Source organism: Lapidilactobacillus gannanensis (genome assembly GCF_003946675.1).
Lineage (GTDB): Bacteria > Bacillota > Bacilli > Lactobacillales > Lactobacillaceae > Lapidilactobacillus > Lapidilactobacillus gannanensis.
Genome location: NZ_RHOT01000046.1, coordinates 1 through 15,798 on the forward strand (window position 1 = coordinate 1; position 15,798 = coordinate 15,798).

The following is a 15,798-nucleotide window of genomic DNA, read 5'->3' on the forward strand; positions in this document are numbered from 1 at the left end:
TACCGGAATCATGCCGTAAAAGAAATTGCATAGAAACTTTAATTATTTGAACTGTCTACTTGACGCGGACCAGCGCCCTTTTCGCCAAGGTTGCTTTTTTGTTTCTTTTGAAATAGGTCTAAGTAGTGCTAAGTATTCCCCAATTTGAGAAGGTGGTTGCTGGGCGATTTTTAGGGCGTGGAACGGCGTGGGCGTTGATTTAAGCTTTTTCTACAAAAAATCTTAAATACAAGCCTTATTCTAAACGGTAAACCGTTTAGAATAATTTCACACCTGACGCCAATCGCCCAGCAACCACCAGATAAAACTAACAGAATTGAGCACCACTGTGAGAAAATCAGATTGCAGTACCCCCAAAATCCGGTGTGACAATCTTTCGAGATAAAATCGAAAGATGCCACACCGGCTATTTTGGTCTAACTATTCAACTATTACCTGTGAGCGAATTGAGTTGATCAATTCTACTAGAACTGACTTAACCACTAACAACAGTGAAGATTGCTAACTCAACTCCAGACGGAATGGAGGGACCGGGTTGTCAGCTGCGAAATTATTGTTAGTGCTTTAGCACTTACAATAAGCCTCGAATTTGAGATTTTCGCAGAAAAGCTCAAATCGACGGCCGCCGCGTTCCACAACCCGCAGCCCGAAATGCAGTCAGACCCAACTCCGTTTCAACAACTTCACCGGTTTTTAGCGCCCTAGATCTTTGGTTTGGTAATTGGCTCAAATCAATCCACGGCACGAATAACTTTATTTCTGTAAGTTACTGAGAAAATAAGTGTAATCTTTACACGATATTTACATAAACCATACTTAATCTTTATACGCGGTTGCTAAACTGTGCTTGTAATTAAGACACAACACACAGAATAGGGGAGTCAAAAATGAAAGCAAAACTGGTTCTAGGATCACTAGCAGTTGCAGGATTATTATTGTTAGGCGCTTGTGGTAAGCAAGCTGCCAGCAGTGGCACCAGTTCAAGCTCAAGCAGTTCTGCCAAAAGTGCCAAAATCATGGCCGTAGGGTCAACTGCCTTACAGCCGTTAGTGGAGCAAGCGGCTAAAGATTTTCAAAAGGAAAATACTAATATTACAGTTAACGTTCAAGGTGGCGGTTCCGGGACTGGTCTAAGTCAAGTAGCCCAAGGTTCCGTTGCCATTGGTAATTCAGATATTTTCGCAGAGACGAAAGATGGCGTGCCTGCAGATAAATTAACTGATCATCGAGTAGCGGTTGTGGGGATGGCGCCAGTAGCTAATCCAGAAGTTGGCGTTAAATCAGTTACCATGGCGCAATTAAAAGATATTTTTACTGGAAAAATTAAAAATTGGAAAGAAGTAGGTGGGAAAGACGAAGCTATCACGGTGATCAATCGCGCTGAAGGTAGTGGTACTCGCGCAACTTTTGAGGCAGCCGTTTTGGATGGCGCTAAGGCTGTTAAGTCCCAAGAGCAGGATTCCAATGGGACAGTTCAACAAATTGTTCGTTCAACACCAGGTGCAATTAGTTACTTAGCGTTTTCATATTTCAAATCAGATATTCAGCCGTTAGCAATTGATGGTGTGAAGCCCACTGAAGCTAATGTGACGACGAATAAATGGCAGATCTGGTCTTACGAACATATGTATACGCAGAAGAAAATCGATGCAGCAACTAAGAAGTTCTTGGCTTATATGGAAACTAACCAAGTTCAAAATGGGGCTGTTAAGAAATTAGGTTATATCAGTATTCATGACATGAAGGTTACTAAGGACGCTCAAAACAAAGTAAGCGAGAAGTGATTTAAATGGAGCCTAATCCACTTTTTACCCGCTCAAAAGAAATTCGTCAAGATAATTGGGGCCGCTGGTTGTGCTACATCAGCGTTAGTATTCTTTTACTATTGGTGGTAACCATTATTTACTTTATTAGTAGTAAAGGAATTCAAACATTTACCAAAAACCATGTTTCTGTCTGGTCATTTTTGACGACAGCTGATTGGAATACGGGGACTCTGAGCGGTGGTAAAACAGATTTAGGTGCTTTAGCGCTAATGACAACTTCATTTGTGACAACTATGCTAGCGGCAGCTTTGGCAACACCGCTAGCTTTTGTCATAGGGATTTATGTTGTTGCGTTACAACCTAAATTTGGTCAGAAATTTGTTCAGCCAATTATCGAATTATTGCTAGGCATTCCTTCGGTTGTTTATGGATTTATTGGGTTAACAGTGCTGGTGCCGATTATCCGGCAGCATTTTGGTGGGACTGGCTTTGGTATTTTAGCTGGCGCCTTGATTCTGGCCTTGATGATCTTACCGACGATTACCTCTTTAGCAATTGAAAGTATGCGTAGCGTTGACCCTAGTTATCAGAAGTTCGCCTATACTTTGGGGTGTACGCGCTGGCAAGTTATTTATCATGTGATTTTAAGAATTTCGGCTAAAAAATTAGTCGTTGCTGTTATTTACGGCGTGGCCCGAGCTTTCGGCGAAGCGTTAGCCGTTCAAATGGTTATCGGTAATACTGTGCAGATGGCAACTAGTTTAGTGTCGCCAACGGCAACACTGACGAGTAAATTAACGACTGATATTGGGAATACAATTGATGGCACTTTGCCTAATAATGCTTTGTGGACGTTGGCCTTGATCCTGTTATTGATTTCGCTGGCATTTAATTTAATTGTTAAAGGCTTTACGAAAGGAGATCGTGCAGCATGAATCGTTATTTGATCGATCGGATTTGTCGTTGGTTGATTTATGCAGTTGTGGCAACGGTGGTTGCGCTAATTCTCCTTTTTGTTGGCTTTTTAATTGCTAAAGGGTGGTCGACAGTTAACTGGCAGTTCTTGACCACAGCTAGTGATGATGGTTTAGGGATTCGCGACCAACTGTTTAATTCACTTTATCTGTTAATTTTGACGTTGATCTTGTCATGCCCAATCGCATTAGGGTCGGCAATTGCGCTAACCATTTACGGTGAGAAAAGTCGGTTTGCGTCAGTTGCAAAAATGGCCATTCAGGCTTTAAGTTCATTACCTTCGATTATCATCGGCTTGTTTGGCTTCTTATTATTAGTACTCAAATTTAAAATTGGTTTTTCAGTACTTTCTGGTGCAATTGCTTTAACGTTCTTCAATTTGCCAATTCTGACGCAAAGTATGTCTTTGGCGATTGCAACAGTTCCCAGCAGTCGTTTAGATGCTGGCATCTCTTTAGGAGTGTCACAATGGCATACGATTATTAAAGTCGTTTTACCGGAGGCAATCCCCGGAATGATTTCTGGCATAGTTTTAAGTGCTGGCCGTGTTTTCGGTGAGGCAGCCGCGCTAATTTACACTGCTGGTCAAAGTGCGCCTAAATTAAATTATGGCAATTGGAATATTTTTGACAGTAATAGTTTTTTAAATCCGTTACGACCTGCTGAGACGTTAGCGGTGCATATTTGGAAATTAAATACTGAGAGTATTGGGCCTGACGCTGAAGTGATTTCGCAAGGAACTATCGTAGTTTTAATTTTAACGATTGTCGCTTTTAATTTCTTAGCACGCCAATTAGCGCATCATTGGCAGCATAAAATTTATCGTTAGTGAGGTGAGTTATCATGGCACCAGTTGCAACCTATCTGCAAACGCCCACAGAACCAATTGCAATTCAGACTGAAGATTTAACCGTTACTTATGATCAACAGGCATTGTGGCCCACTAATTTACAGTTTCCTCAGCATGCGATTACGGCGCTAATCGGTCCTTCAGGATCAGGCAAATCTACTTTTTTACGCTGTTTAAATCGCATGAATGATGGCTTGGCTAAAGTTGAGGGTAAAATCATGCTAGGCGAAGTTGACGTGAATCGACCTGAAATTAATGTGTATCGGTTGCGGCAACAAATTGGCATGCTGTTTCAACAGCCCAATCCATTTGCGCGCTCGATTCGGTTTAACCTGAGTTTTGGGGTGATGGAACATCAACACATTAGCAGAGCAGCACTTCAAGAAAAAATGCAAACAGCTTTAGAGATGGTTGATTTGTGGTCGGAAATTGAGGGTGATTTAAGCCGCAATGCTTTACAACTTTCTGGCGGGCAACAGCAACGACTATGTTTAGCGCGCACCTTAATGCTGACGCCTGATGTGTTACTGCTTGACGAACCCGCCAGTGCGTTAGATCCGATTGCAACCGCTAAAATTGAGGCTAATTTATTAAAGCTGAAGCAAAACTATACAATTATTATTGTGACGCATAATTTAGAGCAAGCTGCGCGGATCAGCGATTATACGGCGTTTTTCTATGAAGGAAAGCTTCGAGAATTTGATCGTACGAAACAGATGTTTATTAAACCGCATTTACAATTGACCAACGATTATTTATCAGGGAATTTCGGGTGAGACGATGACAGAGAAAATACCATTATTAACTGCAAAAAATGTGACTGTTAGCTATGGCAAGCGCGAAACGGTTCATCAGTTATCGCTAAACTTTCCTGAAAATAAAATTACGGCGATTATGGGACCGTCTGGTAGTGGCAAATCAACTTTTTTACGCTGCTTAAATCGAAGTAATGACTTAGTACCAGAGGTTCAAGTTGGCGGTGAAATTCAATTTCGCGGTGATAATATTTATGCGAAAAAGGTTAATCCGGCAATTCTACGGACTAAGATTGGGATGGTTTACCAGCAACCCACCTTATTTCCCTTTTCAATTTACGACAATGTTGCTTTTAGTCAGCGAATGTTAGGCTTGCATGATCGAAAAATGATGCAAGAAATTGTTGAAACTAGTTTACAGCAGGCGGCTATTTGGGATGAAGTTAAAGATCGCTTAGCCACACCTGCTCAAGCTTTATCTGGTGGTCAACAGCAGCGGGTTTGTTTGGCTAGTGTTTTGGCAGCAAAGCCAGAGATTATTTTGCTAGATGAGCCAACAAGTGCGCTGGACCCAATCGCCAGTGCAAAAATTGAGGCCACTTTGATTGAATTGAAGAAATTGTATACCATAGTAATCGTGACCCACAATTTACAGCAAGCAAGCCGTATTTCTGATCAGGTTGCTTTTCTCCTAGATGGGCAATTAGTCGAGACTGGTCCCACACGACCATTTTTCATGAACCCCCGAGAGCAAGCAACCAGTGATTATTTAAATGGTAAGTTTGGATAAGGAGAAATAAGCAGATGGGACAGCAATTTTTCGATGAATTAAAAAGCTTACAAACTAATTTTATGGACATGGGTATCAATGTTAGTGAACAAATTTATCAGTCGACGAAATCTTTCATTGATCATGATAAACAATTGGCTCAGCAAGTGATTGACCATGATCGCATGATTAATGGCAGTGAAGTTAGTTTAGAAAAACAAGCCCTATATCTAATGGCATTACAACAACCAGTTGCGACCAATTTTCGGGAAATTGTTTCAATTTTAAAGGCCAGCGCTGACTTGGAACGAATTGGTGATCACGCTGTCGGAATTGCCCGCGAAACAATTTATATTAAAGGTAATCAAAGAATTCCCGAAGTAGAAGAAATGATTGCTGCGATGACTAATAGTGTTCGCAAAATGTTGGAAGAGGCTTTGGATGCTTATTTCCGTGAGAATGTTAGTGTTGCTGAAAAGGTAGCGGCCACTGATCATGAAATTGATCAGCAATACGTCCAAATTCGCCAGGCCTTAACTAACTCACCGCAATTAGATAGTGAGCTAGCGCCGGCTAGCGCTAGTTATTTAATGGTTGCGCGATTTCTTGAAAGAATTGGCGATCATATTGTTAATATTAGTGAATGGATTGTTTACAGTAAAACTGGCAACATTGTCGAGTTAGGCAATCATCGGCGTGACTAGTAAATTTTAATCAAGTGATAAGTTGGGTATTTAGTTGACCTGATAAATGTCATTACAACAATTAGAAAATAGCTTTTGTGGGGTAACTAGCAAGCAAGATCCTCAAATATTGGCAAATAACCAGTTAAAATTAACTTGTTAAGGCCGGTTCGTTTGAGGAACAATTGCGACTAATTACCCTAGTTTTATGTTCAGTTCATATGGTGGCGGGAAATCCGTTAATGGAGAATCAATCATGCCAGCTAAAATTCTTTTTTTAACGAAACAATTGAAAATATTTATTCGCCTAAATGAACGTTTGGGGGAACAGAAATACACTGTTTTTAACGTGACCAGTCAACAAAGTGCCGCTCAGGCAATTGCTAGTCAGGACTTCAGCGCTGTGTTGCTTGATTTAGACTGCATTGGTTTGGACGAGACTGCGCAATTAATTGCCCAGAATCGACCAGTCGTTAATGGCCCGATTATTGTTTTGGCCAAGGCTTGGTCGCAAGAAGTGATGTTAATGCTGTTTGCCCTAAAAATTGATGATTTCCTATTAACGACAGTGCCATTCTCAGAATTGTTGGCGCGGTTAAAACAGCGAATTTGGATTTATCAAACCCATCGACACCAGCAGCCCCAGCATCCTGAATTAGAAGGTGCTGTTAAATCTTCGACCATCCATTTAGATGACTTAACAATCGATCTACAGCACTATCAGGTCACACGAGACAATCATGATTTGGGACTAACACCTAAGGAATTTAAGTTACTTATTTATTTAATCAACCATAACGGCCAGGTTTTAAATCGTGAGCAAATTTTGACTAAAGTCTGGGGTTATGATGAACTTGAATCTTCACGTATTGTTGACATTCACATTAGTCATCTGCGAGATAAAATTGAACTTGATTCGAAAAATCCTAAAATTATTAAAACAGTCCGTGGTTTTGGTTATATCTTTGAGGATAAGAATTTAAAAATAGATTATCAGTAATCTAGCAAGGACGATTTATCCAATGTGCGGTTGCTGGGCAATTTTATCTAAAGTTGGTTTTGGGCAAAATAGCGGACAACTCCATTGCGGCCGGCGGGTTGTGGAACGGCGTGGCCATCGATTTGAGCTTTTCTGCGAAAATCTCAAATGCGAGGCTTATCCTAAGCGCTAAAGCGCCAAGGATAATTTTACACCTGACAACCCGGCGGCCTCCACTACGCTTTGAGTTAGTTTGGTCCACTTTAGATTTAATCGATTTTAAGACGATGCTAGTAAAGTTAGCCACATATTTCTCAGTAATTACTAGATGAATTAGTAAAATTTAGTAGCGCCGATTAAAAAATTAAATTGCAGTGAACTACAAAGCCTGTGTGACAATCTTTCGAGATGGAATTGAAAGATGTCGCACAGGCTATTTTGGTCTTGCCATTTAACTATTATCGCTGAGTAAATTAACTTGATCAATCCCACTAGCACTGCCTTAACCACTAACAAAAGTGAAAGTTACTAACTTAACTCCAGACGGAATGGAGGGACCGGGTTGTCAGCCAATGGTTTTTATTTGCGCCCGAGCTTGCGAGTAGCAGCCAAATTTGTCTTACTGCTTTAGCAGTTAGACAAAGGGTTGTATTTGAGATTGTTGCGTAGCAATAAGCTCAAATCAATCTCGGCTGCGTTCCACAACCCGCAGCCCGCAATGCAGTCAAAACCAATTCCGTTTCAATAACTTTACAGGTTTTAGTCTTTTTGAACTTTGGTTTATAATTGCCTTCATTCGACGGCCGCCGTGTTCCGCAATCCAAAACGGCGTCAGAACTAGTTCTATTTTAGTATCCTAGCTATCATTAAAAATTAAATTAGTTAGGCAAGATGTCCACACCTGTATTTCGTCTCTGCAGGAGCAATGCTATACTAAACTTTAAGAGTTATTGAAGGAGACTATAAAATTGCGAACTAAGAAACGTTACCATTTTTCAGCGACGCAACTCATTACTCTAAGTTTTGTGATTTTGATTTTGTTAGGGGCGCTGTTGCTGAACACGCCGGCAGCTAGCAATGATGGCCATTCAATTGGTTTTTTGGATGCACTATTCACTGCGACCTCGGCTAGCTGTGTCACGGGCTTGGTTGTGGTCAATACATTAGAACACTGGACTTTATTTGGTCAATTAGTTATTTTGGCGCTGATCCAGTTTGGCGCTTTAGGTTTTATTTCGATTTTTATAGCTAGTCTAAAATTATTTAACCGGCGGATTTCTTTAGAAAATAGTATTGTCATTCAAACGGCCTATGGGCAAAATAAAATTGGCGGTATGGGGCCATTTATCGCTAAGACAGTAAAAATCACTTTGACTTGTGAGGCGATTGGTGCCGCCATACTGACCTTACTATTTCATCGGGCACAGTCTATCTCTTGGGGACGGGCTGTTTATGAAGGAATCTTTCATGCCATATCGGCGTTCTGTAACGCTGGCTTTGATGTTCTTGGGGCAGATAGTTTGTTACCATTTGGCGATAGCTGGGCGATTCTCTTAACAATTGGGTTGTTAATCATTATTGGCGGCTTAGGTTTTCCAGTAATCATTGAATTATTGACCAAGTTTCGCCAACATCGCGAGTGGTCATTGCGTCATCGACTAGAAATGTTATCTGTGCACAGTAAAATTGCGTTACTGATGACGGGCATTTTATTACTGTTAGGTACAGTCATTTTTTTGATTTTGGAATGGTCCAACGATCAGACACTAGGACGTTTATCAGTTAGCCATAAAGTTTTAAATAGCTTATTCCAGTCAATTACTTTGCGAACGGCCGGTTATTATTCAATTGATCAAGTTGGCCTAACAGAATTGAGCAAGTTGTTGTCAGCGGTGCTGATGGTTATTGGCGGGTCACCAGCCGGAACTGCAGGTGGGATCAAAACTGTGACGATTGCGGTGGTATTAATTGCCGTTCATTCGGCGTTACGTGGCGAACCTAAAATTGTTGGGTTCAAGCGCACCTTACCAATTAGCCTGTTGCAAAAAGCTTTAACAGTGATGACTGCTTTTATTTTAATCGCACTTACAGCAATTATTATTTTGAATTTCAGTGAACAGTCTTCTGCTTTTAATCATTCCTTGCTAGATTTAGTTTATGAGGTTAGTTCGGCGATGGGAACTGTTGGCGTAACGACTGGGATTACCCCACATTTAAGCCAAATTGGTAAAATTGTGATTATGCTGTGCATGTTTGTTGGTCGTTTGTCACCAATTACAGTTATCGTGGCATTAGGCCGGCGCTTAAAGCAAAAGAACTATTGTTATCCTGAAGAGACAGTGGTTATTGGATAGATACTTGGAGGTTAGTTATGGATAGTATTGAACGCGTTGATTTACAATATGCCGTCTTAGGGCTAGGTCGTTTTGGCATGAGTATTGTTAGAACACTGGCTGAATATGATGTCACAGTTTTAGCTTGTGATACGAATGAAGAACGCTTAAATGAAGCCGCTGAGTATACCAGTCATGTGGTTCAAGCTGATGTCGCTGATGAGGATACTTTGAAGGATTTAGGCATCGGTGATTTTGATGTGGTCGTATTGGCCATGGGTGAGAATTTTGAAGCCTCAATTATGGCCACAATGGCCGCCAAAGAGCTTGGTGTACCCAAAATTGTCGTGAAGGCTTTAGGCCAACGGCAAAAGAAAATCTTGCAACGAATTGGTGCTGATCAGGTGATCTTACCCGAAATTGAAATGGGTGAGAAAGTCGCCCACAGCTTAATTGATCCCGACATGATCGATATTTTGGAAAAGGCCGGCCGTCAAGCAATTACTGAAATTCATCCCCATCGTGATTGGATCGGTCACACTGTTGCCGCCTTAGATATTCGGAAGAACTACGATTATACAATCATGGCGGTTATTCGTGATCAAAAAATTATTATTCCAGTGCCCGCCGATTTAACGATGGAACAAGATGATGTTTTAATTATGCTGAGTAATGAATAAGATTTCCCATTCTTTAGTAAGTTGCTGGCTGCGGAATGTGGCTGTCGTTGATTCGTGTCAATTAAAAAACCAAAGTTCAAAGGCACTAAAATTTGGTGAAGATGTTGAAACGGAATTGATTCTGACTCCATTGCGGGCTGCTTGTCGTGGAACGGTGCGGCCATCGATTTGAGCTTTTCTTCGAAAATCTCAAATTCGAGGCTTATTGTAAGTGCTAAAGCACCAACAATAATTTCGCGCCTGACGACAAGATCCCTCCATTCCGTCTGGAGTTGAGTTAGCAATCTTCACTGTTGTTTGTGGTTAAGGCAGCGTTAGTAGGATTGATCAACTTAATTCACTCAGCAATAATAATTGAATAGCAAGACAAAAATAGCCTGTGTGACGTCTTTCGATTTTATCTTGAAAGATTGTCACACAGGCTTTATTGTATACTGCAATCCGATTTTCTAATTAGTGGTGCTCAGTTCTGTTAGTTTCATCTGGTGGTTGCTGGGCAATCGACAACTGGTTCTGTCAGCCCTGCCTTAAGATCGATTAAATCTAAAGTGGACCGACCTAGCTCAAAACGGAGTGGAGGCCGCCGGGGTGCCAGCCGTGAAATTATCCTTGGCGCTTTAGCGCTTAGGATAAGGCTTGTATTGAAGATTGTTGCAAAGCAATAAGCTCAAATCAATCCCGGCCGCGTTCCACAACCCGCCGGCCGCAACGGAGTTGTCCACTGTTTCGCCCCAAACCAACTTTAGATTTAAGCCACTGCTTGCGTGTTGGCTGATGCGCATCGCTTGATTATTATCAAAGTATCTTTGCTGGAGTATCGAAAGATAACTTATTTTGATAGTTAATAATACTTGAATTAGCAAGGCTAATCACGATGAAGTTGTGTATTGAAATATTGATACTGAGATATTTTAAGTGTACTTAGATTAAATAATTGTTTCAATTTTAAAAACTTATTTTTGTTTTGCACAAGTCATGATAGACTAGAAACTAATCGTGATAAATTTTACTTTTTTATTAATGGAGGTTCACGGCGAGTGGATGGGCAAGAGCAACATCGTCGAACTGGGCATCAACGTAAGCATCCGGTTCGTAAGACGATTTTAATTATTTTAGGTGTGTTAATTTTAGGCGTTTTGGCTTATGGTATTTGGTTCTTTGTATCTGCCAAGAGCGCAATCGATTCAACTTATAAGAGTGCTGGTGAAACTAAGACGGCAAAGAAAGTGATTGCTGATCAAAAGCCATTGAATGTGTTGCTTTTAGGAACAGATACTGGTGCTTTTGGCCGTGATTACAAGGGTCGAACTGATACCATGATTATCGCTACAATTAATCCAGCGAAGAAGCAAACAACTTTAACGAGTATTCCTCGAGATACAATGGCTGAAGCAATTGGGACTGACAGTTTTGACTTTGAACGGTTAAATGCTGCTTATGAAAAAGGCGGTTCAAAAATGGCACTGAAGTCAATCTCGACTTTGCTGAACGTTCCACTAGAATATTACGTTACAATTAATATGGGTGGCTTGACTAAGATTGTGACTGCAGTTGGTGGCGTTGATGTTGACGTGCCTTTTACCTTCACTTATGAAGGCATCAAGTTCACTAAGGGTAAGATGCATTTAAATGGTAAACAAGCCTTGGCTTATTCACGAATGCGGTACGATGATCCTCGTGGCGATTATGGCCGGCAAGATCGGCAACGACAAGTGATTACGTCGGCAATACAAGCGGCAGCTAGTACACGGACTTTAACAAACTTCCAGTCAGTTTTACAGTCGGTTTCTAGCAATATGGTGACGAATTTATCGTTTGATGACATGGTCAGCATTTTCAAGGACTATCGCGGCTATGCTGAAAATATGTCTAGTGATCATCTGCAAGGTGTCAGTGCCATGTGGGGTGAGGCCATGATTCAAATTGCGCCGACTTCAGAATTACAACGAGTTTCTGACAAGTTACGAGAAGAGAATGGGCTTGCTAAAGAAACAATTAGCAATCAAGAAACACGGCAAAATGAGTTAAATATTAAGAACAATAATTTTGATTTCAAGAGTACTAATGACCGACAACAATATATTGTTTATTCGAGCAAGAGTGATACAACGCCGTGGGACGGCAGTGATAATTAAATAAGAAATACTGTTGTTAACAATTTTGCAGCAACAGTGATGAAATGAGGTTGATCATTAGCAGTGATTGCGATCAATCTCATTTTTGTGGGTCAACAGGTGGTAAAAAATGAATAAGTCCGGGAGTTTGTAATGGAACAAGAATTTAGTTTAGGTGATTTATTTAAGATTATTCGCAAGCATTGATCGGCAATTGTTTTAACGACAGTGTTGGGCATTGTGATTGCTGGCGTGTTAAGTTTCTTTGTGATGACCCCGAAGTATCAAGCTAGTGTGGATATTTTGGTTAATCGTAAGCAAGATAACGCCATGAATCAATTAAGTGATCAACAAGCCGATGTGCAAATGATCAATACTTATAAGGATATTATTACTAAATCGGTGGTTTTGAATCCAGTGTGCGAGAAACTAGCGACTGAAGATCACTACAAAATCTCTTTAGCGCAATTAGAAAGCAATATTGCGGTGACTAACGAGCAGAACTCGCAAGTCTTTACAGTTAGCATCACTGATGAGAACGCTGCTTATGCCACTAAAATGGCTAACTTGGTGGCGGTCACTTTTAAACAACGCGTTAAAAAAATTCTAAGCATTAATAATGTGACGATTATTGCGGATGCTCAGAAGCCGAAGAGTCCAGTTTTACCTAAAAAGCAACGTAATATATTAATTGGCGCTGTCTTGGGACTGATTATTGGTGTGGGAATTGCCTTCTTAATCGAATTAACTGACCATAATGTTAAAGACGTTGATTTCTTAACTAATGAAATGGGATTGACCAAGTTAGGTATTGTGGGTCATTATCATCACAGCAAGAATCATACTGCTACCCAGAATCAAGTTGTGCAACAGCCATTAGCATCAAATCCAGCGGATCAACCTGGTGCGCGCCCACAACCACGGGCCACGACGAAACGCGTCTAGATTGATGAATGAGGTGAGAAGATAATGTTTGGAAAAAAGAAAACAGCAATGGAACCAATTCAGGCAGCTAATTTATTTACCATTACTGAGCCGATGTTAGTGCTCACAGAACAAATCAAGACCGTGCGGACCAATATTAGTTTTGCGTAAGAAGCGCAAAATTATGTTGACTTCAACAACGGCATCAGAAGGTAAATCGACGATTATAGCTAATTTAGCAGTTGAATTTGCTAATGCTGGTAAGCGGGTTGTTTTGGTTGATGCTGACTTACGCCGTTCAACTGTCAATCGGACATTTAAAATTAAAGACCCTAATCGCGGATTAACTAATTTGTTGGTTCACCAGTACCATAGTGCAATGGAAGTGACCCACGAAACAGGTATTACGAATCTGACAATTGTTCCGAGTGGTCCGACGCCACCTAATCCGGCTGAATTATTAAGCAGCCAAGCAATGTCGCGTGTTTTGGCAGAGTTAGAACGCAATTTTGATTTAGTTATTGTTTATGCACCACCAATCTTACCAGTTACCGATGGCCAAATTTTGGCTAGTATTGTTGATGGGGTTATTTTAGTGGTTCGCCAGAATCACACCACGAAGGCGGCAGTTAAAGACACTAAAACAGCCTTGGAACAGGCACATGCCAATATTTTGGGCGTTATCTTGAATGATGTGAAAGTCAAGGGGGGCTAGCGGCTACTATGGATACGGACAAGGATACTACTACAGCGACACGGAAAAATAGTTTAGTAGATTTGCATTGCCATATTTTACCAGGCATTGATGATGGTTCTAAGAGTTTAGCTGATTCCTTAACCTTAGCTCGTGCGGCAGTTAGTGAAGGTATCGGTTATATTGTCGCTACGCCACATCATCTAGATCGGCACTTTATTAATCATGCGGCGGATGTTCGTCAGGCTGTGCAAGATTTTCAGGCGTCTCTGGATCAGGCTCAAATTCCGTTGACAGTGTTCCCAGGACAAGAGGTTCATTTAAACGGTGATTTGGCAAAGCGTTTGCCTGATTTGATTGGCCTAGATGCTAATATGAATTATTTATTAGTTGAGTTTCCGCATGAAGAAGTTCCCCAGTATGCTGAAGAATTGTTTTTTGAGCTAAGTTGTCAAAATATTACGCCGATTATTGCGCATCCAGAACGAAATGCCCGGATCATTAAAGAGCCTAGCATTTTATATGAGTTCATTAATAAAGGTGCTTTAGCCCAGCTAACAGCAACGAGCTTAGTGGGCGGTTTTGGTCGCAAAACAAAGAAATTTTCTGAGGAACTGGTCAGTCATGGGTTAGTTCAGATGATAGCTTCTGATGCACACATGCTTGCGGGGAGAAAATTTGCTTTAAGAGAGGCCTATTTTGCGTTAGATGATTTAGACCGAAGTTACGGACCAATTTTTTATCAAAACTCGCGCCATATTATTAACGGTGAATCATTTACGCATTCAATTTTGGCGGAACCAATTGAGAAACGGCACTTCTTTAAGTAAATTATTAATGGCATATTTTTATAATGACTAAATAAGACCAGCAACTAATTTGTTAGTCTTTTTATTTTTATGTGTAAAGTAATTTGATAACAAACGATTGTCATTAATTTGTAAATTATACCTGATTTTGTCGGGTAAACATTGATAAATCAGGGCTTTTATGCGCTAACTAGTTAAGAAATTAATAAATTTTATCATTGAAGTTACCTTGTAAGTTCACAAGATAATCAGTATAATTAGATTCGTATTCACAAATGGCTAATTAACTTTTTGGTAGGGGTTAATCAGACGTTTGTAGTAAGTCGGGGTCAAATTTCTCTGGGGCAGAGATTTGGCGCTTTGGAGGAATTAGTATTGGATAAACGAGAAGGAATGGCGAATAGTTATTCTTCTTCAGATTTTGAGCAAACGGCGGGTGAATCAACTGCCGACTTACAGTGGCTGAATCGTAGTAAGGTGGTTAGTCGCTGGGGGTATCAATTTGTGAAGCGATTGTTTGACGTTTTTGCCAGTCTATGTGGATTAATTATTCTAGCACCGCTGTTTGCTATTATTGCCATATTAATTAAAATTGATGATCCGCAGGGTCCAGTCTTCTTCAATCAGATTCGAGTTGGTCAGGATGGTCAGAAATTTCGGATGTATAAGTTCAGATCAATGTGTGTTGATGCTGAAGCTAAAATTGACCAGTTAATCGCTAAAAATGAAGTTGACGGAGCCATGTTTAAGATGAAGCATGACCCGCGGGTAACTAAAATTGGCCATTTTATTCGAAAAACAAGTATTGATGAATTTCCACAGTTGGTTAACGTTTTACTAGGGCACATGTCGTTAGTTGGACCGCGACCACCGTTACCACGCGAAGTTGCGGAATATACTGACTATGACCGGCAACGCCTGCTAGTTAAGCCTGGTTGTACTGGCTTATGACAAGTGAGTGGTCGTAATGATGTTGGTTTCCAGGAAATGGTTGACTTGGATATTCGCTACATTCGCCAGTCCGGGGTCAAATTTGATCTTCAAATTATTTGGTCAACGGTTGCAATTATTTTTCACCCGAGTGGTGCTTATTAAACTCTGAAATGATTTTGCAAGTATTACTCATCTTTAGTGGCTACTGCCACTTTTTTTGTGGGTAAACGTGTTCGGGCTGGTAAATGGCTAGGTACAATTTAAATATTCACACATTCGGCTGCACCGCTCATGTAAATATTCGAAATTATCCTACGCCAAAAGACCACCAGCCCTCACACTCTGTTGAAACGTGTTCGGGGCAACAAATGGCTATGCCTAACTTGATTATTTGCTCGATCTGGTTGGCACCAGCTCAAGCAATTATTCGAAATTATCCTACGCCAAAAGAGCGTTGCCCCTCACACTCTATTGAAACGTGTTCGGAGTGCCAAATGGCTATGGCTAATTTAAATAATCACTCGATCTGCTGGC

At 40.7% G+C, this 15,798-nt stretch carries 14 protein-coding genes and 1 pseudogene; all 15 read left to right on the forward strand.

Going from position 1 to position 15,798, the window contains the following annotated elements:
* Positions 1-887: 887 nt before the first annotated feature.
* The 15 genes and pseudogenes from EKM81_RS09900 to EKM81_RS09965 all read left to right on the forward strand — a co-directional run bounded on the left by EKM81_RS09900 (position 888) and on the right by EKM81_RS09965 (position 15,426).
* Complete coding sequence (locus EKM81_RS09900; RefSeq protein ID WP_125651255.1) at positions 888-1,784, forward strand: phosphate ABC transporter substrate-binding protein PstS family protein; 897 nt, start codon at positions 888-890, stop codon at positions 1,782-1,784.
* Positions 1,785-1,789: 5 nt separating this feature from the next.
* Complete coding sequence (gene pstC, locus EKM81_RS09905) at positions 1,790-2,701, forward strand: phosphate ABC transporter permease subunit PstC (RefSeq protein ID WP_125651257.1); 912 nt, start codon at positions 1,790-1,792, stop codon at positions 2,699-2,701.
* On the forward strand, positions 2,698-3,570 hold the full coding sequence (pstA, locus tag EKM81_RS09910) for a phosphate ABC transporter permease PstA (RefSeq protein ID WP_125651259.1): 873 nt from the start codon (positions 2,698-2,700) through the stop codon (positions 3,568-3,570). Before pstC ends, pstA begins: the two co-directional genes overlap by 4 nt.
* Before the next feature lie 14 nt (positions 3,571-3,584).
* Entirely contained in the window at positions 3,585-4,367 is a 783-nt protein-coding gene (locus EKM81_RS09915; protein ID WP_125651261.1) for a phosphate ABC transporter ATP-binding protein, read from the forward strand.
* A gap of 4 nt (positions 4,368-4,371) precedes the next feature.
* Positions 4,372-5,136: a phosphate ABC transporter ATP-binding protein PstB gene (pstB, locus tag EKM81_RS09920; protein WP_125651263.1), complete on the forward strand. Its 765-nt coding sequence runs from the start codon at positions 4,372-4,374 to the stop codon at positions 5,134-5,136.
* Positions 5,137-5,150: 14 nt separating this feature from the next.
* On the forward strand, positions 5,151-5,819 hold the full coding sequence (phoU, locus tag EKM81_RS09925) for a phosphate signaling complex protein PhoU (RefSeq protein WP_125651265.1): 669 nt from the start codon (positions 5,151-5,153) through the stop codon (positions 5,817-5,819).
* A gap of 235 nt (positions 5,820-6,054) precedes the next feature.
* Complete coding sequence (locus tag EKM81_RS11380; protein WP_225420239.1) at positions 6,055-6,798, forward strand: response regulator transcription factor; 744 nt, start codon at positions 6,055-6,057, stop codon at positions 6,796-6,798.
* A gap of 947 nt (positions 6,799-7,745) precedes the next feature.
* A complete protein-coding gene (locus EKM81_RS09935; RefSeq protein WP_164509292.1) occupies positions 7,746-9,131 on the forward strand; it encodes a TrkH family potassium uptake protein in 1,386 nt (461 codons plus the stop codon).
* A gap of 17 nt (positions 9,132-9,148) precedes the next feature.
* The gene (locus tag EKM81_RS09940) at positions 9,149-9,790 is read left to right on the forward strand and encodes a potassium channel family protein (RefSeq protein WP_125651269.1); all 642 of its coding nucleotides are present in this window, start codon (positions 9,149-9,151) and stop codon (positions 9,788-9,790) included.
* Positions 9,791-10,827: 1,037 nt separating this feature from the next.
* Positions 10,828-11,925, forward strand: coding sequence for an LCP family protein (locus EKM81_RS09945; RefSeq protein ID WP_125651271.1), 1,098 nt, complete (start codon positions 10,828-10,830; stop codon positions 11,923-11,925).
* A gap of 192 nt (positions 11,926-12,117) precedes the next feature.
* On the forward strand, positions 12,118-12,849 hold the full coding sequence (locus tag EKM81_RS09950) for a YveK family protein (protein ID WP_263853339.1): 732 nt from the start codon (positions 12,118-12,120) through the stop codon (positions 12,847-12,849).
* Positions 12,850-12,873: 24 nt separating this feature from the next.
* Positions 12,874-12,999, forward strand: a complete 126-nt coding sequence (locus EKM81_RS11475) for a hypothetical protein (RefSeq protein WP_263853338.1) — start codon at positions 12,874-12,876, stop codon at positions 12,997-12,999.
* Positions 13,000-13,012: 13 nt separating this feature from the next.
* Positions 13,013-13,543, forward strand: coding sequence for a CpsD/CapB family tyrosine-protein kinase (locus EKM81_RS09955; protein WP_225420241.1), 531 nt, complete (start codon positions 13,013-13,015; stop codon positions 13,541-13,543).
* A gap of 8 nt (positions 13,544-13,551) precedes the next feature.
* On the forward strand, positions 13,552-14,352 hold the full coding sequence (locus EKM81_RS09960) for a tyrosine-protein phosphatase (RefSeq protein WP_125651274.1): 801 nt from the start codon (positions 13,552-13,554) through the stop codon (positions 14,350-14,352).
* Between the two features lie 372 nt (positions 14,353-14,724).
* A pseudogene (locus EKM81_RS09965) lies at positions 14,725-15,426 on the forward strand (sugar transferase).
* Positions 15,427-15,798 lie beyond the last annotated feature (372 nt).